This window comes from Streptosporangium heterodermiicola (assembly GCF_051390675.1).
Classification (GTDB): Bacteria; Actinomycetota; Actinomycetes; order Streptosporangiales; family Streptosporangiaceae; genus Streptosporangium.
Genome location: NZ_JBPJSR010000014.1, coordinates 231,532 through 252,413, shown reverse-complemented (window position 1 = coordinate 252,413; position 20,882 = coordinate 231,532). Strand labels below are relative to the sequence as shown.

General features: G+C 71.4%; 19 protein-coding genes. 15 read left to right on the top strand and 4 right to left on the bottom strand.

Features of this window, described 5'->3' with window-relative positions; translation table 11 throughout:
• The first annotated feature begins 107 nt into the window (after positions 1-107).
• The 15 genes from ACSC1Q_RS28605 (at position 108) to ACSC1Q_RS28535 (ending at position 15,538) form a co-directional block, all read left to right on the top strand.
• A complete protein-coding gene (locus tag ACSC1Q_RS28605) occupies positions 108-857 on the top strand; it encodes an SDR family NAD(P)-dependent oxidoreductase (protein ID WP_436761777.1) in 750 nt (249 codons plus the stop codon).
• 25 nt (positions 858-882) lie between these two features.
• The gene (locus ACSC1Q_RS28600; RefSeq protein WP_436761776.1) at positions 883-1,356 is read left to right on the top strand and encodes a GlcG/HbpS family heme-binding protein; all 474 of its coding nucleotides are present in this window, start codon (positions 883-885) and stop codon (positions 1,354-1,356) included.
• Positions 1,357-1,391: 35 nt separating this feature from the next.
• Positions 1,392-1,844, top strand: a complete 453-nt coding sequence (locus ACSC1Q_RS28595) for a DJ-1/PfpI family protein (RefSeq protein ID WP_436761775.1) — start codon at positions 1,392-1,394, stop codon at positions 1,842-1,844.
• A 245-nt stretch (positions 1,845-2,089) separates the two neighbouring features.
• Positions 2,090-3,130: a phosphotriesterase family protein gene (locus ACSC1Q_RS28590; RefSeq protein ID WP_436761774.1), complete on the top strand. Its 1,041-nt coding sequence runs from the start codon at positions 2,090-2,092 to the stop codon at positions 3,128-3,130.
• Positions 3,131-3,158: 28 nt separating this feature from the next.
• Entirely contained in the window at positions 3,159-3,824 is a 666-nt protein-coding gene (locus tag ACSC1Q_RS28585; protein ID WP_436761773.1) for a type 1 glutamine amidotransferase domain-containing protein, read from the top strand.
• A 10-nt stretch (positions 3,825-3,834) separates the two neighbouring features.
• Positions 3,835-4,770, top strand: coding sequence for an amidohydrolase family protein (locus tag ACSC1Q_RS28580; protein ID WP_436761772.1), 936 nt, complete (start codon positions 3,835-3,837; stop codon positions 4,768-4,770).
• A 136-nt stretch (positions 4,771-4,906) separates the two neighbouring features.
• Positions 4,907-5,872, top strand: a complete 966-nt coding sequence (locus ACSC1Q_RS28575; protein ID WP_436761771.1) for an acetylxylan esterase — start codon at positions 4,907-4,909, stop codon at positions 5,870-5,872.
• Between the two features lie 150 nt (positions 5,873-6,022).
• Positions 6,023-7,039, top strand: a complete 1,017-nt coding sequence (locus ACSC1Q_RS28570) for a zinc-binding dehydrogenase (protein ID WP_436761770.1) — start codon at positions 6,023-6,025, stop codon at positions 7,037-7,039.
• Positions 7,040-7,257: 218 nt separating this feature from the next.
• Positions 7,258-8,088 carry a class I fructose-bisphosphate aldolase gene (locus tag ACSC1Q_RS28565; RefSeq protein ID WP_436761769.1) on the top strand — a complete coding sequence of 277 codons (831 nt, stop codon included), beginning with the start codon at positions 7,258-7,260 and terminating at the stop codon, positions 8,086-8,088.
• A 128-nt stretch (positions 8,089-8,216) separates the two neighbouring features.
• Entirely contained in the window at positions 8,217-9,323 is a 1,107-nt protein-coding gene (locus tag ACSC1Q_RS28560; protein WP_436761768.1) for a zinc-dependent alcohol dehydrogenase, read from the top strand.
• Positions 9,324-9,493: 170 nt separating this feature from the next.
• Entirely contained in the window at positions 9,494-11,131 is a 1,638-nt protein-coding gene (locus tag ACSC1Q_RS28555; protein WP_436761767.1) for a xylulokinase, read from the top strand.
• 96 nt (positions 11,132-11,227) lie between these two features.
• On the top strand, positions 11,228-12,538 hold the full coding sequence (locus ACSC1Q_RS28550; protein WP_436761766.1) for an extracellular solute-binding protein: 1,311 nt from the start codon (positions 11,228-11,230) through the stop codon (positions 12,536-12,538).
• A complete protein-coding gene (locus ACSC1Q_RS28545; protein ID WP_436761765.1) occupies positions 12,535-13,515 on the top strand; it encodes a carbohydrate ABC transporter permease in 981 nt (326 codons plus the stop codon). The genes ACSC1Q_RS28550 and ACSC1Q_RS28545 overlap by 4 nt, the downstream gene beginning before the upstream one ends.
• Positions 13,512-14,357 (top strand): carbohydrate ABC transporter permease, encoded by an 846-nt coding sequence (locus ACSC1Q_RS28540; RefSeq protein ID WP_436761764.1) that lies wholly within the window; start codon positions 13,512-13,514, stop codon positions 14,355-14,357. The genes ACSC1Q_RS28545 and ACSC1Q_RS28540 overlap by 4 nt, the downstream gene beginning before the upstream one ends.
• A 68-nt stretch (positions 14,358-14,425) precedes the next feature.
• Positions 14,426-15,538 (top strand): Gfo/Idh/MocA family protein, encoded by a 1,113-nt coding sequence (locus ACSC1Q_RS28535; protein WP_436761763.1) that lies wholly within the window; start codon positions 14,426-14,428, stop codon positions 15,536-15,538.
• Positions 15,539-15,596: 58 nt separating this feature from the next.
• Here the strand turns inward: ACSC1Q_RS28535 and ACSC1Q_RS28530 are convergent, their stop codons facing one another.
• The 4 genes from ACSC1Q_RS28530 to ACSC1Q_RS28515 all read right to left on the bottom strand — a co-directional run bounded on the left by ACSC1Q_RS28530 (position 15,597) and on the right by ACSC1Q_RS28515 (position 20,829).
• Entirely contained in the window at positions 15,597-16,241 is a 645-nt protein-coding gene (locus tag ACSC1Q_RS28530) for an SRPBCC family protein (RefSeq protein WP_436761762.1), read from the bottom strand.
• A 125-nt stretch (positions 16,242-16,366) separates the two neighbouring features.
• Positions 16,367-17,755, bottom strand: coding sequence for an AI-2E family transporter (locus ACSC1Q_RS28525; protein WP_436761761.1), 1,389 nt, complete (start codon positions 17,753-17,755; stop codon positions 16,367-16,369).
• 123 nt (positions 17,756-17,878) lie between these two features.
• A complete protein-coding gene (locus tag ACSC1Q_RS28520; RefSeq protein ID WP_436761760.1) occupies positions 17,879-19,093 on the bottom strand; it encodes a hypothetical protein in 1,215 nt (404 codons plus the stop codon).
• Between the two features lie 110 nt (positions 19,094-19,203).
• Positions 19,204-20,829: a dolichyl-phosphate-mannose--protein mannosyltransferase gene (locus ACSC1Q_RS28515; protein ID WP_436761759.1), complete on the bottom strand. Its 1,626-nt coding sequence runs from the start codon at positions 20,827-20,829 to the stop codon at positions 19,204-19,206.
• Positions 20,830-20,882 lie beyond the last annotated feature (53 nt).

The following is a 20,882-nucleotide window of genomic DNA, read 5'->3' as shown; positions in this document are numbered from 1 at the left end:
CTAGGGGTTATGGGTGTCAAATATGGGCTTTATGGGCGTTATGCCTTGTCATACGCCGAGATCTAGGGTCATGATGTCAGGCAGTCAGACAGGTTGGAGGGACAAACGTGACATCCGTCCTCATCGCCGGTGGTGCAAGTGGCATCGGTGCCGCCACCGCGGCCCGGCTGCGCGCCACGGGAGCCGACGTCCACGTGGCCGACATCAACCCGGCGGGTGCCGCGGAGGTCGTGCGGGCGCAGGCCCACCACCCCGGTTCGGGAACGGCCGGCTACTGCGACCTGTCCACCGCGGACGGTCCCGGCCAGGCGGTCGCCGAGGCTCTCGACGCGCACGGCCGGCTCGACGCCGTCGTGTTCTGCGCCGGGCTGCTGGTCGAGACGGAGCTGCCCGGCTTCACGGTCGCCGAGTGGGACCGCACGATGGCCCTCAACCTGCGGGCCCCCTTCCTCATGGCGCAGGCCGCCGCGCCGGCCCTCGCCGCGTCGCCGCACGGCCGGGTGGTGCTGACCGGGTCGACGGCCGCGTTCCGCGGTGGCGGGGGGTCGTTCGCCTACGCCGCCTCCAAGGGTGGCCTGGTGGCTCTCACCAGGTCACTCGCCGTGGCGATGGGACCGGACGGCACCTGCGTCACCTGTGTCTGCCCCGGCTGGATCGACACCCCCTTCAACGACCCGTACTGGCAGCGCGTCGGGGGGCGCGAGGGCGCCCTCGACGCGCTGCGGTCGCGGATACCCCTCGGCGAGCAGGGGCGGCCGGAGGACGTCGCCGACGTGATCGCCTTCCTGGTCTCGCCAGGCTCCCGCTACCTCACCGGACAGGCCGTCGTCGTCGACGGCGGCCTGCTCGCGTCCTGATCCCCCTTCTCGTTCGGAGAGCGCGATGACCGAAGACCTGCGTACCGGGCTCACCCCGTCGCTGGAGCTGGCCCGCCGGCTCGCGGCCGGTGCCGAGAGCGAGGCACTGCGCCAGGGCAAGCCGATGGGCATCGCCGTGGTGGACCGCGGCGGGCAGGTGCTCCTGGCCGTACGGATGGACGGAGCCGGTCCGGTTGCCCTGCAGCTCGCCATCGACAAGGCGTTCACCGCGGCGGCGTTCGACGCCAGGACCGACGCGTGGGGCGAGGTGACCCGGCCGGGCGGCGCCGACTGGGGACTCACCTCCGCGCTCGGCGGGCGCGTCGTGATCCTCGCCGGTGGCCTGCCGTTACGTGCCGGTGGACAGCTGGTCGGCGGGATCGGGGTGAGCGGCGCCGCACCACCGGTCGACCTGGCGTGCGCCGTCGCCGGCCTGCGCGCCGGCCTCGGTCCGCTGGACGAAATAGAAGGCCTTGTCACACTTCAGCCCACCAACTAGCCTGCCAGGCAGCCAGACAACATTCGGGAGAGTTCATGTCACTGGCCCAGCAGAACGTCGTCGTGCTCGCCTATCCCCGATACCAGGAACTCGACTTCTGGTATCCGGTGCTGCGCAGCCGCGAGGAGGGCGCGACCGTCCGGATCGTCGCCACGGGGCCTGAGGGGTGCGAGAGCATCCTCGGCTACCCGGTCGTCCCGGACACCGCGCCCTCGGACGTCGACCCGGCCGGTGTCGGGCTGATCGTCGTCCCGGGAGTGGCCGCCGGCGAGGGGCCCGCCGCCTCGGCCGAGCAGGTCGCCCTGGTCTCCGCGGTGCACGCGGCCGGCGGGCTGGTCGCCGCCGTCGGCAACGGGGCCGAGGTCGTCGGCGCGGCGCTGCCCGGGGCGGGCGACCGGATCGTCAGGGCCGAGGGCACCGACGACCTCGCCACCCTCTTCGGCGCGGTACGAGCCGCCCTCGCCGCGCCCGCCTTACCGTCCGCCTGACCGCCCACCCGCCCACCCGCCCACGTCATCGATCCACCTGAACCACCGATCCGTCTGGACCGTTGGTCCGCCTGGTCGCCGGCCCTTCCGGATCACCGAACTCGCCTGACCGGCCGACCCGTCAGCCGTCCGGTCGGCCGACCGTCACCACATCGCCCGGACGCGGACGTCCCCAGGAATCACCCACGCGTCACCCGGGCGCGAAGCGAGCGCGACCGTAGTCGTACGAGGTTGGAGTAGCCCCCATGGAAGTTTTCAGGACCGTACTGGGCGACGTGTCGCCGGAGAAGTCCGGCGTCGTCCTCACCCACGAGCACCTGCTCTACGGATATCCCGGTGCCGAGCTCGACCACCGCACGGTGCTCGACTACGACGCCAACGTCTCGTTCATCGCCGGGCAGGTCAGCAAGGGCATGGCCGACCACGGGTACGGCACGCTGGTCGACATGACCCCGCCCGAGGTGGGGCGGCACCCCGAGCTGATGGCCGAGGTCGCCCGCCGCACCGGGTTGAACGTCATCGCGATCACCGGGTTCTTCCCGGAGCGGATGGGCGTTCCCTACTACTGGCGGCGGCAGACCGTGGAGGAGCTGACCGACTTCTTCGTCCGCGACCTGACCGAGGGCATGGTCTTCGCCTGGCAGCAGACGCCGTACAAGGCCGGGGCCATCAAGATCGCCACCGGGCAGGAGAGCGTCACGCCGATGCCCAGCCCGATCGGTCCCAACGGGCGGCGCGTCCACGAGGTCGAGGACCGGGTGATCCGGGCCGCCGGGCGGGCGTCGAGGATCGTCGGCTGCGCGGTCAACACGCACACCGACCCCATGGACTACCGGGTCACCAACCCGGGCATCGAGCAGCTCGACATCCTGGAGGAGGAGGGCGCCGACCCGGCCAAGGTGATCATCGGGCACGCGTTCGTCGAGCCGAACGACGTCCAGCTGCGCGAGATCCTCGACCGGGGCGCCAACGTGCAGATCGACCACATCGGCATCCCGTGGCGGGTGGACACCGCCGAGGAGCTCGACGAGCTGATGGCCACCGCGCTGGTGAGCCTGCTCGACGACGGGTTCGGCGGCCAGATCGTGCTCTCCTTCGACCGCTGGTTCTACAACCCGCGTTCCGACGTGACCGAGTCCGACCCGCAGCTCGCCAACGAGCGGGTCGACCTGGGTTACCTGTTCACCCACTTCGTCCCGCGGCTCAAGGGCAAGGGCGTCACCGACGAGCAGATCCAGGCGATCCTCGTCGACAACCCGCGCCGCATCCTGTCGATCAAGGTCTGACCCGCGCAGTAGATAGAGAGGAGTCCCGGTGCAGCTCACCGAGGCGCGAATCATCGTGCTAGTGGAAAACCAGTACCAGGAGCTGGAGCTCTGGTACCCGGTGCTGCGGTTCCGTGAGGACGGCGCCGACGTGCGGGTGGTCGGTCCCTCCGTCTCGGAGGTGTACGCCAGCAAGCTCGGCTACCCCGCGCGGGCCGACCTGACGGTGGCCGACGTCGACCTCGACGCGTACGACGCGCTGATCATCCCCGGCGGCTTCTCGCCGGAGTACCTGCGCCGCAACCCCGAGATGGTCGACCTGGTCCGCGAGGCCGACGCCAAGGGCCTGCTGGTCGCGGCCATCTGCCACGCGGGATGGCTGCTCGCCACCGCGGGGATCGTGAGGGGACGCGCCGCGACCTGCGTCGTGACCATCAAGGACGACGTGATCAACGCCGGGGCGCGCTACTCCGACGAGCCGGTGGTCATCGACGGCAACCTGATCACCTCCAGGCTCCCCAACGACCTGCCGCGGTTCTGCGCGGCGATCAAGGACGCGCTGGCCGGGCGGGAACCGGCCAAGGGCGGCGCCCTGCCGGTGGCGGCGGACCCGCCCGCGTCGTCGCCCGCCTACACGGCGAGCGCGGTGCTCAAGAACCGGGCCGCGGGTCCGGCGTCGGCCAACTACCGGGCCTACGCGGTCCTCGACGCCTGACCGGCCGACGATGCGCATCGACGTCCACCACCACGCGATCTTCCCGGACTACGTGAGCCGGCTGGCCGAGCTCGGGATCGGGGCCCAGCCCGGCATCCCGCTGCCCGGCTGGTCGGCGGCGGACTCGCTCGCGATGATGGACCGGCTCGGCATCGATCTCGCGGTCCTGTCGGTCGGCTCGCCGGGGTTCTACTTCGGTGACGCCGGCCTGGCCCGCGAGCTGTGCCGGAAGACCAACGACGACCTGGCCGCCACGGTCGGCGCGCGTCCCGGGCGGTTCCGCGCCTTCGTCGCGCTGCCGCTGCCCTCCGTCGAGGACGCCCTCGCCGAGCTGGACCGGGTGGCGGCGGGCGAGGCGTTCGTCGGGGTGGGGCTGCTCACCAACTACGCGGGCCGTTACCTGGGCGACCCCGCCTTCGACCCGGTGCTGGAGGAGCTCGACCGGCGGGGCTCGGTGGTCCACGTCCACCCGACGCTGCCGGTCCACTACCCGGCCGCCGAGATCGACCTGCGGCCCTCCTTGATCGAATACGTCTTCGACAGCACGCGGGCACTGGTCAACCTCACGCTGAACGGGGTCCACCACCGGTTCCCCGGGATCACCTGGATCTTCTCGCACTGCGGGGGCACCGCGCCGTACCTGGCGGGGAGGCTCGCCATCGCCGAGCCGCTGCCCGAGCTGGCCCGGGTCGGCGACGGCGGTGTCCACGGGGCGATGCGCTCGTTCCACTACGACATCGCGCTCGCCACCACGCCGTACGCGCTGGGCTCGGCGGAGCGGCTGGTCGGCGCCGGGCGGCTGCTGATCGGCTCCGACTTCCCGTTCGTCGACGAGGGCACGGTGCGCGCCTGCCTCACGGAGGCGGCGGAGGTGCTGGGCGCCGGGCCGATGGAGGTCGTGGCCAGGGACAACCCGGCGCGGCTCTTCCCCACGCTCACGAACTAGACCTCCGAGACCCCGACGCCCCCCAAGACCCCGACTTCCAAGACCGGCGCTTTCATGACCGGCGTTTCCAAGACCAGAGCTTCCAAGAGCGGCGCTTTGACGACCAGCGCTTTCGCGACCGAGACGAGGTGACACGTTGCCGCAGTTCGATCTTCCCCTGGAGCAGCTCCGGGCGTACCGCTATCCGGGCCCCGAGCCGGCCGACTTCGACGAGTTCTGGGCGGTGACGCTGGAGGAGGCGGGACGCTTCCCGCTCGACCCCGTCTTCACCCGGTACGACGGCGAGCTGCGCACGGTCGACGCCTTCGACGTGACGTTCGCCGGTTACGGCGGTGACCCGATCAAGGGGTGGCTCATCCTCCCGGCGGACCGGCGGGGGCCGCTGCCGACGGTCGTCGAGTACCTCGGCTACGGCAGCGGGCGGGGCATCCCGCTGGAGTCCCTCGCCTACGCCTCGGCCGGGTTCGGGCACTTCGTGATGGACACCAGGGGCCAGGGGAGCAGCTGGCGGGCGGGCGACACGGCCGATCCGTCGGCGAGCGGCCCCGCCGTGCCGGGTTACATGACGCGCGGCATCACCGATCCGCGCGACTACTACTTCCGCCGGCTGTTCGTCGACGCCGTACGGGCCGTGGACGCGGCGGCGGCCCATCCCGACGTGGACGGCGGCCGGATCGCGGTCACCGGGCGCAGCCAGGGCGGCGCGCTGTCGCTGGTCGCGGCCGGGCTCAGGAACGACGTGGCGGGCGCGATCCCGCACGTGCCGTTCCTCAGCGCGTTCCGCCGGGCCACCGCGATCACCGACAGGGAACCGTACGCGGAGATCGTCCGCTGGTGCTCCATCCACCGCACCGGCCACGAGACGGCGTTCGACACCCTCGCCTACTTCGACGGCACGTCCTTCGCGGCGCGGGCGACCTGCCGGGGCTCGTTCTCGGTGGCGCTCATGGACGGGGTGTGCCCGCCGTCCACCGTCTTCGCCGCCTACAACGTGTACGGGGGCGAGAAGGACATCACCGTGTGGCCGTACAACAACCACGAGGGTGGCGGGCCCCAGGATCAGCTCCGAACGATCCGGGTTTTGCACGATTTATTTAGCTAAACCGCTCGATTTATGACAAAAGCCCTTTTAAGGGCTATGTCGTGACAAATTAGCAACATCCAGGGTCTTGCTCGGCCCTGGCATCGGAAGCCAGGATTCAATCCTGCCAGACAAGCGGACAGCCTGGATGGTTGGGGAAAGGAGGCCGGAGTGAAGTCAGCCCGGCTCTACGGACATGACGACCTGCGTATCGAGGACGTGCCGGACCCGCGCGCCGGATCCGGTGAGGCGGTCGTCGAGATCCACGCCTCCGGCGTCTGCCCGAGTGACATCCGCAGCTACACCGGCTCGGGTACGGCCAAGCGCGACCCGTGGACCCCCGGCCACGAGGTGGCCGGAGTGATCACCGAGCTCGGGGACGGCCAGACCGGCGGGTTCTCCGTCGGCGACCGCGTCGTCCTGGACTGGCGCGGGGTGTGCGGCCGGTGCCACGAGTGCGCCAGGGGCGCGGCCAACTTCTGCGAGAACCTCGTCAAGTTCCCGATCGCCGGGTTCGCCGAGGCGACCGTGATGCCGGTCGGCCAGCTGCGCGCCGTACCCGACGGGCTGAGCCTGGAGGCGGCGTCGTTCTGCGAGCCCCTCGCCTGCGTCGTCAACGCCCACCGCGGGCTCGCGATGCCGCTGGCCTGCAACGTCCTGGTGGTCGGCGCGGGCCCGATCGGGCTGCTGCACACCCAGGTGGCCCGCTCCCGCGGCGCCCGGGTCATCGTCGCCGACATGAAGGCCGACCGGCTCGCCACCGCCACCGCCCTCGGTGCCCACGACGTCGTGGACGCCTCGGCGGGGGACACCCGGCAGGCCGTCCGCGCGCTCACCGAGGGGCGCGGCGCCGACGTCGTGATCGTCACCGTCGGCAGCCCGGCCGTCATCTCGTCGGCCTTCGAACTGGTCGCCCGCAACGGCGCCGTCAACCTCTTCGCCGGCACCCACCCCAAGGGGACCGTCGAGCTGAACCCGGACGTCCCCCACTACGACCAGGTCGCCATCACCGGCAGCCACGACTTCGTCCCGAACGACTTCGCCACGGCCCTGCGCCTCCTGGGGTTCGGCATGGTCGACGTCGCCCCGCTGATCAGCCACCGCTTCTCGCTGGACTCGGTGGTCGACGCCTTCGAGACCACCCGGCAGCAGAAGGGGCTCAAGTCGCTCGTCGTCACCGGACGCTGACACAGAGCACCTCGCCCCCAACCCTCGCCGGGGCCACGCGCCGCCCCCCGAGCCGCGTCCCCACAGACATCACGCACCACCCCCTCGTAACCGCACCTCCACCGACACCACGTACCGGCCCGCGCAGCGCACCCCCTCGCAGCCCTCGGCGCCGGGCCCGTGAAGCACCACACACCGACATGACGCACCGCTCGTCCCTCCGACCGCCTGAGGAAGTCATGACCACGTCGTTCGCCGAATCCCTCCAGACCAACGGACAGCCGGGCGCCCCGGCAGCCGCCACCGCCTCCTGGCCGCGCCGCCGGATGCACCACGTCTTCGCCCCCGACGGCAGGGCCGTCATCGCCGCGATGGACGCCGGGATCAAGGGGGTCGCCCCCGGCCTCGCGGACGGCCGGGCGGCCGTCCGGCGGATCGTGGACGGCGGGGTCGACGCGATCCTCGCCACCATCGGCCTGGCCCGCGCGGCCTCCGACGAGCTCGGCGGCACCGGCCTGATCCTGGCGCTGGACAGCGAGATCCCGTCGGCCGGTTACGGCGTCCAGCAGGCCGTGCGGTGGGGCGCCGACGCCCTCGAACTCAAGGTCTTCCCCGGCAACCCCCAGGTCACCAAGCTCGGCGAGCTGCGCGAGCTGTGCGCGGAGGCGGACCGCTTCGGGATGCCGGTGATGGCCGAGCCGATCCCGGTGTCGTTCAAGGACGTCGAGGCGCACACGCTGACCAACGTCGCCAACGGCGCGCGCCTGTCGTCGGAGGCCGGCGCCGACTTCGTCAAGGCGCAGTACGTCGGCACCGTCGACGAGTTCCGCGGTGTGGTGGACGGCTGCCTGGTGCCGCTGCTCGCCCTGGGCGGCCCGATGAAGCCGACCCCGGTGCACGCGCTGCAGATGGCCGCCGACGCCGTCGAGGCCGGTGCCAGGGGCGTGGTCTACGGCCGCAACATCGTGGAGGCCGAGCGCCCGGACCGGATGGTCGCCGCGCTGGTGGAGATCGTCCACGGCGGCGCCAGCGTACGGGCCGCCGCCAAGCACCTCAACGCCCCGCTCTGACCGCCTCCCGGGCCTGCCCGGTCCACGACCCGGTGGATCGCCCGGCAGCCGACCGGCCCGCGAACCGACGAACCCGACCCACCCGACCTGACCGACCCGACCTGACCGACCCGACCGAAGGGGAGCCGATGACCACCGAGTCCGCAGGCGAGCTGATGAGCGCCGCCGTCTTCCACGGCGGCCGGGACATCCGGGTCGAGTCCGTGCCGATCCCCCTGCCGGGACCCGGCGAGGTGCTCGTCCGGGTCGGCGCCGCCGGGATCTGCGGCAGCGACGTGCTGGCCTTCCGGGGCCTCGGCCCGTGGCAGCACAGCGCGGAGGCCCCCGGCCGGGACGGGCACGAGCTGGCGGGCGAGCTCGCCGCGCTCGGCCCAGGGGTCACCGGGCTCGCCGGGCTCACAGTGGGACAGCGGGTCGCCGTCGAGCCGAAACACCTGATCGCCTGCGGTGAGTGCCCTCCGTGCCTGGCCGGGCGCACCCACCTGTGCCGCAGGCGCGGGTACGTCGGCGACCGGCACGTGACGAGCGAGGGCTTCGCCGAGTACGACCTGTGCCCGGCGGAACGGGCCCACCCGCTGCCCGACCACGTCTCGCTCGGCGCGGGCGCGATCCTCGACTGCTACGCCTGCGGGGTCCACACCTACAACCTGGTGGAGGCCGGTCTGGCCGAGGCGCCCGGTGGGGTCATGGTGATCCTGGGCGCCGGGACGATGGGGCTCACCATGGGCCAGGTGGCCCGCTCCCACGGGCTGCGTGTACTGCTGACCGGCACCAGCCGGGAGTCACTCGACCTCGCGATCGAGGCCGGTGCCGCCGACGAGGTGGTGCTGGTGGGGTCCGAGGACCCCGCGGAGGCCGTCGCCGCCCTCACCGGGGGGCGCGGCGCGGACGTGGTGGTCGACGCGGTCGCCATCCCTGGGGTCACGCTCCAGCAGGCCGTGGAGCTGGTCACCCCCGGCGGGCAGGTCTGCGTGCTCGGCGTCTTCGCCACCCCGCCCCGGCTCGATCCGCACCTCGCGTACGTCAAGGAGGTCTCCGTGCGCTGGTCCAACAGCTACGGCACGTACCGGGGGAGGTCGGAGTACGTCATGGCGCTGGAGCTGGTCGCCTCCGGCGCGGTGGCGGCCGATCCGCTGATCACCCACAGCTTCCCGCTGGAGCGGATACACGAGGCGTTCGTCGCCGCCGACGAGAAGGACACCTCGCTCGCGATGAAGGTCGTGATCCACCCCTGACCGGCCCGCCCCCGGCCCCCGGTCTCTCACCCCTCGCCCTCTCTGACCCCCGACCCCCCCAGCCTCGGCCCCCGGCCCCGATCCCCCGGTCCGCGCCCATCGAAGATCCCCCAGAGTCCCGCCCACAGAAGGTCCCGCGAAGCACCCGCCCCCCGAAGGAGGTGATCCCGTTGTCCCAGCGCCGTTACGTACTCGCCGTCGACCAGGGTTCCAGCGGCACGAAGGCCGCCGTCTTCGACGACACCGGCCGCCTGCTGCGGCAGGCCCGGCGCCGCACCGCGGTCGCCCACCCCGAGGTGGTGGCGGCCGAGGCCGACCCGCAGGGCTGGTGGCGGGCGCTGGTCGAGTGCGTCAGGGAGGTCCTCGAAGGACCGGTCCCGGCCACCGGGATCGAGGCGGTCGCGCTCTGCGGCTTCATGCACACCCTGGTACCGGTCGGTGGCGACGGCGAGGTGACCGGACCGGCGCTGCTCTGGCCGGACCAGCGTCCGCTGGCGGACGCCCCGCCCTCGGCGGCGTCCGGCTCGTGCGTCGAACGGATCCGCTGGTGGGTGGCCGGGAACCCGGAGGCCGCCGCCAGGACGCGCTGGTACCTGCCGGTCAAGGACTTCCTGCGGCTCCGGCTGACCGGGACGGCGGGCACCGACGGCTACGAGGCGGGCGGCACCGGTTTCGTCGACGCGGCCACCGGCACCTGGTCCCCGGTGACGGCCGCGCACGCGGGGATCACGGTGGACAGGCTCCCGCCGATCCGCGGGCCGCTCGACATCGCGGGCGAGGTGACCGAGGCCGCCGCGGCCCTGACCGGGCTGGCCGCCGGTACGCCGGTCGCGGTCGGCACCGGCGACTGGATGGCCACACTGCTCGGCTCGGCGGCCGTACTGCCGGGCAGGGCCTGCGTCTATCTCGGCACGGCCGGGGCGATCGGCGGGTTCGCGTCGCCGTCCTCCGCCGCGCGCCTGGCGGAGCCGCTCTGCTTCGCCGCCGCCACGGCCACCGGCTCCGCCCTGGACTGGCTCGCCGGCCTCGTCACCGATGACAACGGCACCGGCGGCACCGGCGGCGGTGGCGGCGGTGGGGCCGCCGTGCTCGCCGGGGCGGCCGGGGACGTGCCCCCGGGTGCGCGCGGCGTGGTCTTCCTGCCGCACCTCATGGGCGAGCGCGGCGACGGGCCACGGCCCGCCGCGCGGGGTTCGGTGCTCGGGCTCACCCTGGCCCACGGCCGCGCCGACCTGGCCCGCGCCGTGCTGGAGGGCACCGCGATGTGGCTGCGGGCGATCGCCGGTGCCGAGCTGGAGCGCCGCGACCCGGCCGAGCTCGTCGCCGTCGGAGGAGGCGCGCGAAGCGACCTGTGGCTGCGCATCCTCGCGGCCGTACTGGATCGCGACCTGACCGTACCCGAGACGACCGAGGCGGGGCTGCTCGGTGGCGCGCTCATCGCGGCCACCGCCGTCGACCTCGGCGGCCGAGAAGACGGAAAAGGCCGAGAAGGCCAGGTCGGTCAGGAAGTCCAGGTCGGTCAGGGAGGCCAAACAGGCCGAGCGGACCAGACAGGCCAAGCGGACCAGACAGGCCGAGTGGACCAGGCAGGTCAGGCAGGTCAAAAAGGCTCAAGCCTGGCAAATCGTCGCGACCGGTGGGTGCGGGCCGTCAGGACCGTGCCCGCCGAACCGGACCTGGTGAGAAGTTACCGACCGCTCTACGACGAGTTCCTGCGGGTCGAGGCGCTGGCCGTCGCGGCCGACGCCGACCGCTGGGAACCCCACGAACCTCCACGGCCGGTCCCCGGACGTGGGCGTCACCGGTAGCCCGGCCCTCACGGGCCGCGCTGCGCAACGACAACAGGAGCAAGCGCGCGGGGGCGCTCATACAACGCTACCGAGACAGCCATGCCAGGAGTGAAAATGCAACGACCGTGGAGAAGCGCAGTCAAGGTCACCACCACCGCGACCGCCGTGGCGTTACTGCTGACGGTGTCCGCCTGCGGGGACGACACCCCCGAGGCCGCGAGCGGGACCGGCGGAGAGGTGACCGGTGCGATAGACGTGTGGATGGGCGACCCCATCGGCACCACCCAGCAGCCGACGATCGTCCAGCTCGCCAAGGACTACGAGGCCGCCCACGCCGGTACCAAGGTCAACCTGAGGTTCCTCGGCGCCGACGCCCACCAGACCTACCTGACCAGCATCGCGGGCGGGACCGTGCCCTGCGTCGCCCTGATCGGCAACACCTGGAGCCCGGAGTTCGCCGGGCTGCAGGCGCTGGAGCCGATCGCGCAGGACCCCGCGTCCATGAAGGGCAAGTACACCCAGAGCATGATCGACTCGACCGTGCTCGACGGCGTCTCGTACGCGGTGCCCTACGACACCGGTGTCCGGGCCCTCATCTATCGCAAGGACCTCCTCGACAAGGAGAAACTCGGCGCGCCGAAGACCTGGGACGAGCTGCTGACGGCGGCGACCACGGTGCAGAAGGCCAACCCGGGCGTCAACGGCTACGGGATCATCGGGGGCAACGCCTGGTACTACCTGCCGATGGTCTGGCAGTGGGGCGGTGACATCGCCACCGAGGAGGGCGGCGCCTGGAAGGCCCAGGTGGCCTCGCCCGAGGCGACCGCCGCGTTCACCTTCTACGCGGAGCTGCTGACCAAGCACAACCTCTCCCCGAAGGGGTCGGTCACCTGGCAGGGCGCCGACGCGGCCAAGGCGTTCGCGCTGGGCCAGGTCGCCATGATGGTGGGCGGCAGCTGGGACCTCAAGACGATCCTGGCGCAGAACCCCGAGATGGAGAAGCAGCTCGGCACGGCGCCGCTGCCCAGCGGCCCGGGCGGCAACAACGACACCTTCGCCGGGGGCAGCAACCTCGCCATCTTCAAGGGCTGCGACAACAAGGCGACCGCGAAGAGCTTCGTGGACTTCATGCTGGAGACCGACAACCTGGTCTCCGTCACGACGAAGATCGGCCTGCTTCCGGCCACCACGGACGCGCTGGAGCGTGAGCGTACGACCGGCTCGTTCTCCACCCCGCTGCTCAAGGCGTACGCCGAGCAGGCGCCGCACACCCGCTCGATCCCGCCGGTGGCGACCTGGGGCAAGGTCGAGGGGACCGGCGCGATCGTGAACGCCATGCAGGCGATCATGAACGGCCAGAAGACCCCCGACGCGGCGATGAGGGAACTGGCCGATCAGATCGACGCGGCGATCGGCGAGCAATGACGTCCACCGCCTCCAAGTCCGGCAGGCGGGCGCGTGTGAACGCGCCCGCCTCCCGGGGCGGGCCCCCGGAGGCGCCGCCCCCGGCCGGTCGGCGCTCCCGGTTCCGGTTCGACCGGCACGGGCTTCCGGGCCTGCTTCTCGCGCCGCTGCTGACGGTCGTGGTCGGGGTCGTCGGCTACCCGATCGTCCGGACGATCTGGCTCTCCTTCCACGAGGGCGAGTATCTGCGCACCGGCCCGTGGAACGGCCTGGCCAACTACGGCGAGCTGTTCACCGACCCGTACTTCCTCGCCGCCCTGCTGCGCACCACGGTCTTCGCGATCGTCTGCGTGGGCGGCACGCTGCTGGTCAGCCTCGCGGTCGCGCTGGTGCTCGACGCGGGGCCGTGGGCGGCGCGGGTCGTCACGGTGATCGTGCTGCTGCCCTGGGCGATGCCCCGGGTCGCCTCCGGCATCGTCTGGAAGTGGATCTTCAACGACCAGTACGGCATAGCGAACTGGCTGCTCGTCGGCCTCGGGTTCGATCGGTTCGAGGGGTACGCGTGGTTCAACAGCGGGTTCACCTCGCTGGTGGCGATCACCATCGCGGTGGTGTGGCACTCGGTGCCGTTCATCGCGATCTCGATGCTCGCCGGGCTGCGCTCCACCCGGGGCGAGGTGCTGGAGGCCGCGAGGGTCGACGGGGCCACCTTCGCGCAGAGCCTGCTGCGGGTCCGGCTGCCGATGATGAAGCCGCTGCTCACCATCCTCGGCGTGATGTCGACGATCTTCGCGTACCAGTCGTTCGACCACTTCGTGGTGATGACCACCCCGCCGGGCGGTCCCAGCCACAGCACCGAGGTGCTCTCGCTGCTCACCTGGCTGCAGGCGTTCACCGTGCTCGACCAGGGCACCGCCGCGGCGATGGCGGTCGTCACGTTCGTGCTGCTCGCCGGTATCACCGCGATCTACGTCAGGCTGACCAGGGAGGACAGATGAGCGCGGTGGCGCACGACACCCGGCGGCATCCGGCCAGGGTCCTCCTCTACGTGGCGATGGCCGTCATCGTGGTGGTGAGCCTCTTCCCCTTCTTCTGGATGGTGGTCACCTCCCTCAAGCCGGATCCGGACATCTTCACCAAGACTCCGCAGTTCCTGCCGACCGACCCGATCCTCGACCGGTACACGGCCCTGTTCCAGGGCGCGGTGCCCCGGCAGTTCCTCAACTCGCTGATCGTGGCCGGGGCCACCACGGTCATCACCGGCCTGATCGCGCTCCTCGCCGGGTACGCGCTCGCCCGGTTCAAGATCCCGCTGCGCAGGCACCTGCTCATCGTGATCCTGTCGATCCAGATGCTGCCGCAGACGGTCCTGGTCATCCCGCTGTTCGTGGTGCTGCGCAACACCGACCTGCTGGGCACCTACCAGGGCCTGATCATCTCGCACCTGGCGCTCACCGTCGGGCTGGCGACGTACATGTTGCGCAGCTTCTACCTCGACATCCCGGTGGAGATCGAGGAGTCGGCGATGGTGGACGGGGCGACCCGGATGCAGGCCGTCCGGCTGGTCGTCTTCCCGCTGGTCTGGCCCGGCCTGGCGGCCAGCTCCATCTACGGGTTCATCACCTCCTGGAACGAACTGATGTTCTCGGCCACCTACATGCAGCAGTCCTCGCGGGAGACCCTGCCGGTCGCGCTGCAGCAGTACTTCTCCAGCTACTACTCCGACTGGGGCGGGGTGATGGCCGCGAGCGTGATCTTCACGATCCCGGTGGTGATCTTCTTCCTGCTCGTCCAGAAGCGCCTGACGCAGGGCATGGTCGCGGGCGCCGTGAAGGGCTAGGACCCTCCCGCCCGGCAGGCCGCCGCCCCCTCCCCGTACTCCCCGTACGCCAAGAAAGGATTCACACAGTGTTGAAGCTCGGAGTGCTCGGTGTGGGCGCGATCGCGACCGTCGACTACGGCGTCCTGCCCAACCTGCACCACATCAAGGACAAGGTCGACCTGGTCGCGCTCTGCGACCCGGTGGAGGAACGCGCCACCGACGCGGCCAAGCGCTTCGGCGCGGCGGAGGTGTACGGGTCGCTGGACGCGATGCTGGCCGACGCCGACATCGACGCGGTGCTCAACCTCACCCCGATCCCGGCGCACGGCGCGACCTCGCTGCGGATCCTGCGGGCCGGAAAGCACCTGGCGACCGAGAAGCCGCTCGCCACCACCATGGCCGACGCCGACGCGATCATCGAGGCCGCCGAGGCCGGGGGCCTGCGGGTGGTCTGCTCCCCGCCCAACATGCTCTACCCCACCCGGATCGAGGCCGCGCGGCTCATCCGCGAGGGCGTCATCGGCAAGGTGGCGTTCGCCAAGATCCGCGCGTCTCACGGCGGTCCGGCCTCGATGATGAACTGGCCGACCGACCCGACCTGGTTCTACCAGGAGGGCTCGGGGCCTCTCATGGACGTCGGCGTGTACGGGATCCACGAGGCGCTCGGCCTGCTCGGCCCCGCCAAGCGGGTGAGCGCCTTCTCCGCGATCACCGAGCCGACCCGCACGGTCCGCTCGGGGCCGTACGCGGGCAAGGAGATCACGGTGACCACCGACGACAACACCCTGATCATGCTCGACTTCGGCGGCGGCACGTTCGCGGTGATCGACGGGACGTTCAACGTCAACGCCGCCAAGGGCCCCCGGCTGGAGGTGTTCGGCCGGTCGGGCACGCTCAACCTGCCCAACAACCTCAACCAGAACGGCGGGCGCGGCATCGACCTGTTCCGGCTGGACGCGGCCGGGGGACTGAGCGGCTGGGTCGACCTCGACCTGGTCCACCTGGAAGCCGCCCAGCAGCGGGTCGACAGGCTGCGCCGGGCCCTGCTGGTCGACCACCTCGCCGACCTGGTGGCGGGCACCGCGACCCCGGTGATGGGAGCCGACGTGGCCCGGCACGCACTGGAGATCATGCTCAAGGCCCACGAGTCGGCCCGCGCCGGCCGGGTCCTCGACCTGGAGTCCACCTTCGCCTGGTAACCGGCTCCCGCGGCGAGGGGGGCGGCCGGGGCGCGCGTGGGGCCCCGGCCGGGGTGGGTCAGATGTCGCCGTTCTCGATGGCCTGCTTCAGGCCCGCCTGGGTCGCCTCGTGGGAGGAGACGCCGCCCGCCACGACGAAGTCGATCAGCGTGGTGTCCGCGTCGAAGGTGAGGTACTCGGTGACCTGGGTCTTCCCGGCGGTCAGCTTCTTGAAGACGATCTTCTGGTGCGTGACGACGTTGGGCAGCGACCAGGTGTCCGTCTCGTAGTAGTAGTCGTCCTGGTCGACGCGCTGCTGCGCGTGCGTGTTGCTGGTGACGATCGTGCCCTCGTACGGGATCTCCTCGACCGCGGTGAAGTTGTTGTGGCGCTTACCGGCCTGGGTCCAGCTCTTGTGGGTGACGACCCGCTTCAGGAACGAGTGCATGCCCAGGTGGTTGTTGATGTTCGAGTACGCCGAGAACACCTTCTTGAGGGGGGCGTTGATCGTGATGGAGACGCTGTCCTTCGCCCGGCTCCGTCCCGACCCCGGCAGGGGCGGAACGTCCTTGTAGAACTTGTAGGTGTCCCGGGCGGTCTGCCACTCGGCGGCGAGCTGGGGGTCCCTGTCGGGAGTGTCCGCGCGGGCCGGGCCGGAGAAGGCGGTGAGGACGAGCGCCGAGGCGAGCAGCTGGGCCGAGAGGAGTCGAAGGTGCTTCTTCACGTGTACCCCAAGGGGAGGCAGTAAGTACAAGTGATCTTTTACCGCATAATGTCGTGATCTCTGTGCTTTTGCGGTGAAGAGGCGAAAAAATCTTTTTGTGACGATATGTACGGATGTAGTGAAGGTCAGGCCCGTTCCTGGCGGGGCATGACCACCTCCCGCACGATGAGCAGGATGGCCGCGGCCATCGGGATGCCCAGCAGCGCGCCCACCACGCCGAGCAGCGCGCCGCCCAGCAGGGCGCCGACGATCGTGGCGAGCGGCGGCACGTCGACCGAGCTCTTCATCACGGCCGGGGCGATCCAGTAGTTCTCGATCTGCTGGTAGATCGTGAAGAAGATGAGGCAGACGATGCCGACGGTCGGGGAGACGAAGAACCCCACCAGGGAGGCGACCCCCGCGCCGATGAAGGCGCCGACCAGCGGGATGAGGTCGGTGAGCGCCACGATCAGGGCGAGCGCCAGGGCGTACGGGACCTGCATGATGCTCAGGAAGAAGAAGGTCGTCACACCGGCGATGAGCGAGATGATCAGGTTCCCGGCGACGTAGCCGCCGATGCTGTCGATGATCTGGTCGCCGAGCAGGGTCGCGCGGGTCCGGCGGGTCCGGGGGACGAGGCGGTAGGCCATCCGCTTGAGCGACTTCAGCGAGCCCAGGAAGTAGAGCGTCAGCACCAGCACCGTCAGCGAGTTGAAGACCGCCCCGATGAGGACCGTCCCGATGCCGAGCACGCCGCCGAACATCTGGGTGCCGAAGTCGCCGCTCGTCACGTACGTCTGGAGCTTCTCCAGCAGCTGGAAGCGCTGGTCCAGGTCGCGGATCATCGGGTTGTTCTGCAGCTCCTGGACGTACTGCGGGAGCTGTTCGACGAACTGGGCCGACTGCGTGGTCAGCGGGGGCACCACGGCGAGGCCGAAGACGACGAAGACGAGGATGACGCCCAGGAAGACGGCGGTGATGGCCGCCACACGCGGGACGTTGCGCCGCTGGAGGAACTCGACGGCAGGGTTCAGGCCGATGGCGAGGAAGAGCGAGACGACGATGAGGATCAGCACCGAGCTCGCGCTCATCACGGCCTGCACCAGCCACCAGGCGGTGAGCACGCCCAGGGCGGCGGTGAAGCCGAACACGAACGGGTTGTTGCTCATCGAGCGCCCCGGACGGCCGAACGGGAGGCTCGTCGCGGCACCCGGGGGCGGCGGGGCCGCGTCGGAGGCCACGGTGGCCGTGCCCGCGGGCGCGGCGCCGCTCGCGGGAGCGCCGGACCCCGCGGGCGGGGTGCCCGGCAGGATCAGGGGACCCGCGGAGGTCAGGATCGGCTCGGGCCCCGCGGGAACCACGGGACCTACGGGCTCGGCGACCGGTCCGGCCGATGAAGCCTGGCCGGTCGGGCCGGTCGGGCCGGTCGGGCCGGTCGAGGTGGCCGGGGTGGCCGCCTTCGCGGACGGGACGCCGGAGGCGGGCGGGGATGTTGCCGCCGCTGTGGCGCGGTCAGCGGGGATGGGCTCGGGCACTAGCTGCCACTGCCCTCTCCGGAAAGAGATAGTCGGCTTTCACCGACCATATTTTCCCTGGTCACCGCACGGTTTCGAGCACGGGGACACGGGAGGGGCGGGAGAAGCGCGAGGGGAGGGGTCTCAGGGCATGTTGACGTACTGGCGGGGGCGCAGGGCGTGGCCGCGCAGGGCGGCGAGGGCGGCGGAACGGCCCGCGAGGGTGAGGCGGCCGTCGACGCGGAGGCCGAAGGCGTCCAGGCGCCTGCCCAGCTCGGTGAGCGAGGCGTCGACCTCCACGGTCTGCCACTCCGCGCAGTCGATCACGGCGGTGACGTGGTCGCGGTCGGCGGGGGCGCCGTCGGCGAGCAGCATCAGCGCCACCTCCCTGGCCGAGGCGCGGAAGCCGGTCTCCCCCGAGGCGGGGGCGAGCAGGGCGGCGGCCGCGGTCTCCCAGAGCAGGTCGGCGTCGCCGAGCAGGCGCTCACCGGCCGGGGTGGTCACCAGGCGCCTGCCGGCCCGGCGCAGCGCGCCCATCTGGTCCTGGGCCACCTCGCGGACGGCCGCCAGCTCCGCGCCGCTCCAGGTGCTCTCGGCGAGCACGGAACGGGCGAGGTTGTGCCGCTGGGTCAGCGGGATGCCCTCCGGGCGGCGGCCCACGGTCAGCAGCCAGCGCAGCGCGCCCAGGTGGGCCTCGTCCGGCGCGGGGATGGGCGCGTGCAGCCGTACCTCGAAGGGCTGGGCGAGCTCGCGCCAGGCGGTGCCCCGGCCGAGGACCCAGCGGTTGAGCCGCTCGCCCTGGACCCGGTGCAGCCAGTTGTCGCCGCCCAGCTCGGGCCGGGGCGTGGTGAGCCAGTGGCTGGTGAGCTTCTGCCGCTCCACGGGGCCGGGGACGAGCTCACCGGAGACGATGGCCAGCTCCAGCGCGGCCGAGCAGGCGCCGTGCGCGCCCAGCTCCTCGGGGCCCATGATCGAGCTCCACCGCAGCTCGGGCACGTCGGGCGGAAGCACGCCCGTCGCGTCCAGGGCGGTCTGGTACGCGGCCATCCCGGCGTCCTCGCCCAGCCGGGCGTAGGTGCGCAGGATCTGGGTCGTCGTGGACGACGAGCACAGGGCGGCGTAGCGCTCCAGGCCGCCCAGCCGCAGCAACCGGCCCAGCGCGCGGGCGATCGCCGGGCGGTCTCCGGTGACCTTGGAGGGCAGGGTGTACCAGAGGAACTCGCACACGTTGAGCTCGGTGATCGTTTCCAGTGGCTCGCCGCCGGTCAGCCAGTCGATCGCGCTGCGGGCGTGCTCGGCGGAGGCGGGCTCGGAACGCTCCAGCTCCGACAGGAGTGCGGCCACGTCCGGTGCAGGCATGCTTCGAAGTCTGCCGTATGCGGGCCTGCTCTGACGATGGACGTGGCGTAATGGATCCTGCACGGTGCCTACCCTAGGAAATGTCTTCTAAGTGGCTCATATGCGGACGCTCAGATCCAGCCCTTCTTGAAAAGCATTCGTGAACTCCACTCGGCGTACGGGACGATCTCGGCGGTGAGCACCGGGTAGAGCCACCAGAAGTTGACGAGCGCGAGCAGGGCGAAGGCGCCCACGACCGCGGCGCCGACGATCCGGCGTCCCTGCGGGGCGCTCGCCGGGCCGATGATCAGCCCGGCCGCGAGCACGATCGCGAGGATCATGAAGGGGACCATGGGGATCGCGTAGAACAGGAACATGGTCCGGTTGTCGGCGATCGCCCAGTAGAACCAGGGGAGCCAGCCGGCGGCGTAGGCGAGGAGCACGGCTCCGGCGCGCCAGTCGCGGGTGGCGACGTACCAGGCGACCATGGCGACGAGCGCGGCCAGGCCCCCGTACCAGATGACCGGGGTGCCGACCCCGAGAACCGCCTGCGAGCAGCTGTCGGCGCCGCAGGCGCCCTTGGGGCTCTCGTAGAAGAACGCCACCGGGCGCAGCAGCAGCGGCCAGGTCCAGGGGTCGGACTCGTAGTTGTGCGGGGTCGCCAGCCCGGTGTGGAAGCCGAGGACCTGGAAGTGGTAGCTCAGCCACGACCGGAGCGAGTCGAAGACGAAGAACCCCGGGCCCTGCGAGGTCGCCTGCGCCCAGTTGCGGCCCCAGCCGCCGGCCGAGGCGAACCAACCGGCCCAGGAGGCGATGTAGGTGAACGCGGGCAGCAGGGCCATGGCGCCCAGCGCGCCGGTCAGGTCCTTGCCGAAGACCCCGGCGTACGGCTTGCGCAGGCCGATCGCGCGGCGGGCTCCCGCGTCCCAGAGCAGGGACATCACCGCGAAGGCGACCAGGAAGAAGACCCCCGACCACTTCACCGCGCAGGCCGCGCCCAGGCACAACCCGGCCGCGATCCGCCACGGCCGCAACCCCAGACCCGGCCCGAGGTCGCTCAGCGGCGAGGTCTCGTACCAGGTGACCAACCGATCCCGCACCCAGTCGCGGTCGACCACCAGGCAGGCGAAACCCGCCAGCACCCAGAACATCAGGAAGATGTCCAGCAAAGCCGTCCGCGACAACACGAAGTGGAGCCCGTCGAGGGCGAGCAGCAGACCGGCCAGGCAGCCCAGCATGGTCGAGCGGGTCATCCGGCGCGCCACCCGGGCCAGGATCAGGATCGACAGCACCCCGACCACCGCCCCGGCGAACCGCCACCCGAAGGGCGTCATGCCGAAGATCTGCTCGCCCACGCCGATCATCCACTTGCCCAGCGGCGGGTGGACCACGTAGGAGGCGCACTTGTCGATCTCGGCGGGCGCGCACTTCTGCCAGATCTCGGTGCCGCCGCCCATCAGGATCTTGTCGGCGTCCTTGACGACGTTGTGCTCGGCGCCGAAGGTGAGCAGCGCCGAGGCGTCCTTGGCGTAGTACGTCTCGTCGAACATGACCGCGCGCGGGTGACCGAGGTTCGTGAAGCGCAGGATCGCCCCGAACGCCGCGACCAGCAGCGGGCCCAGCCAGCCCCACAGGGCGCCGGCGGGCATCGGCGGCACCAGCCGGTCGCGCGCCGAGCCCCTCGTCCCGCCGGGCGGCTGGGGCTCCTGGGGCTCCGGCTGCTTCGGTGCCTGGTTGGTGAAGTCGGTCACGGCCACCCGGACATCGTACGGTCCCCCCACCACCCCCAGCCCAGGAAAAATCTGCCAGA

Coding starts and splice junctions, on each gene's coding strand:
- ACSC1Q_RS28600 (WP_436761776.1), top strand. CDS start 883: ATGACCGAAGACCTGCGTACCGGGCTCACCCCGTCGCTGGAGCTGGCC.
- ACSC1Q_RS28595 (WP_436761775.1), top strand. CDS start 1,392: ATGTCACTGGCCCAGCAGAACGTCGTCGTGCTCGCCTATCCCCGATAC.
- ACSC1Q_RS28590 (WP_436761774.1), top strand. CDS start 2,090: ATGGAAGTTTTCAGGACCGTACTGGGCGACGTGTCGCCGGAGAAGTCC.
- ACSC1Q_RS28580 (WP_436761772.1), top strand. CDS start 3,835: ATGCGCATCGACGTCCACCACCACGCGATCTTCCCGGACTACGTGAGC.
- ACSC1Q_RS28565 (WP_436761769.1), top strand. CDS start 7,258: ATGACCACGTCGTTCGCCGAATCCCTCCAGACCAACGGACAGCCGGGC.
- ACSC1Q_RS28560 (WP_436761768.1), top strand. CDS start 8,217: ATGACCACCGAGTCCGCAGGCGAGCTGATGAGCGCCGCCGTCTTCCAC.
- ACSC1Q_RS28550 (WP_436761766.1), top strand. CDS start 11,228: ATGCAACGACCGTGGAGAAGCGCAGTCAAGGTCACCACCACCGCGACC.
- ACSC1Q_RS28545 (WP_436761765.1), top strand. CDS start 12,535: ATGACGTCCACCGCCTCCAAGTCCGGCAGGCGGGCGCGTGTGAACGCG.
- ACSC1Q_RS28540 (WP_436761764.1), top strand. CDS start 13,512: ATGAGCGCGGTGGCGCACGACACCCGGCGGCATCCGGCCAGGGTCCTC.
- ACSC1Q_RS28520 (WP_436761760.1), bottom strand. CDS start 19,093: ATGCCTGCACCGGACGTGGCCGCACTCCTGTCGGAGCTGGAGCGTTCC.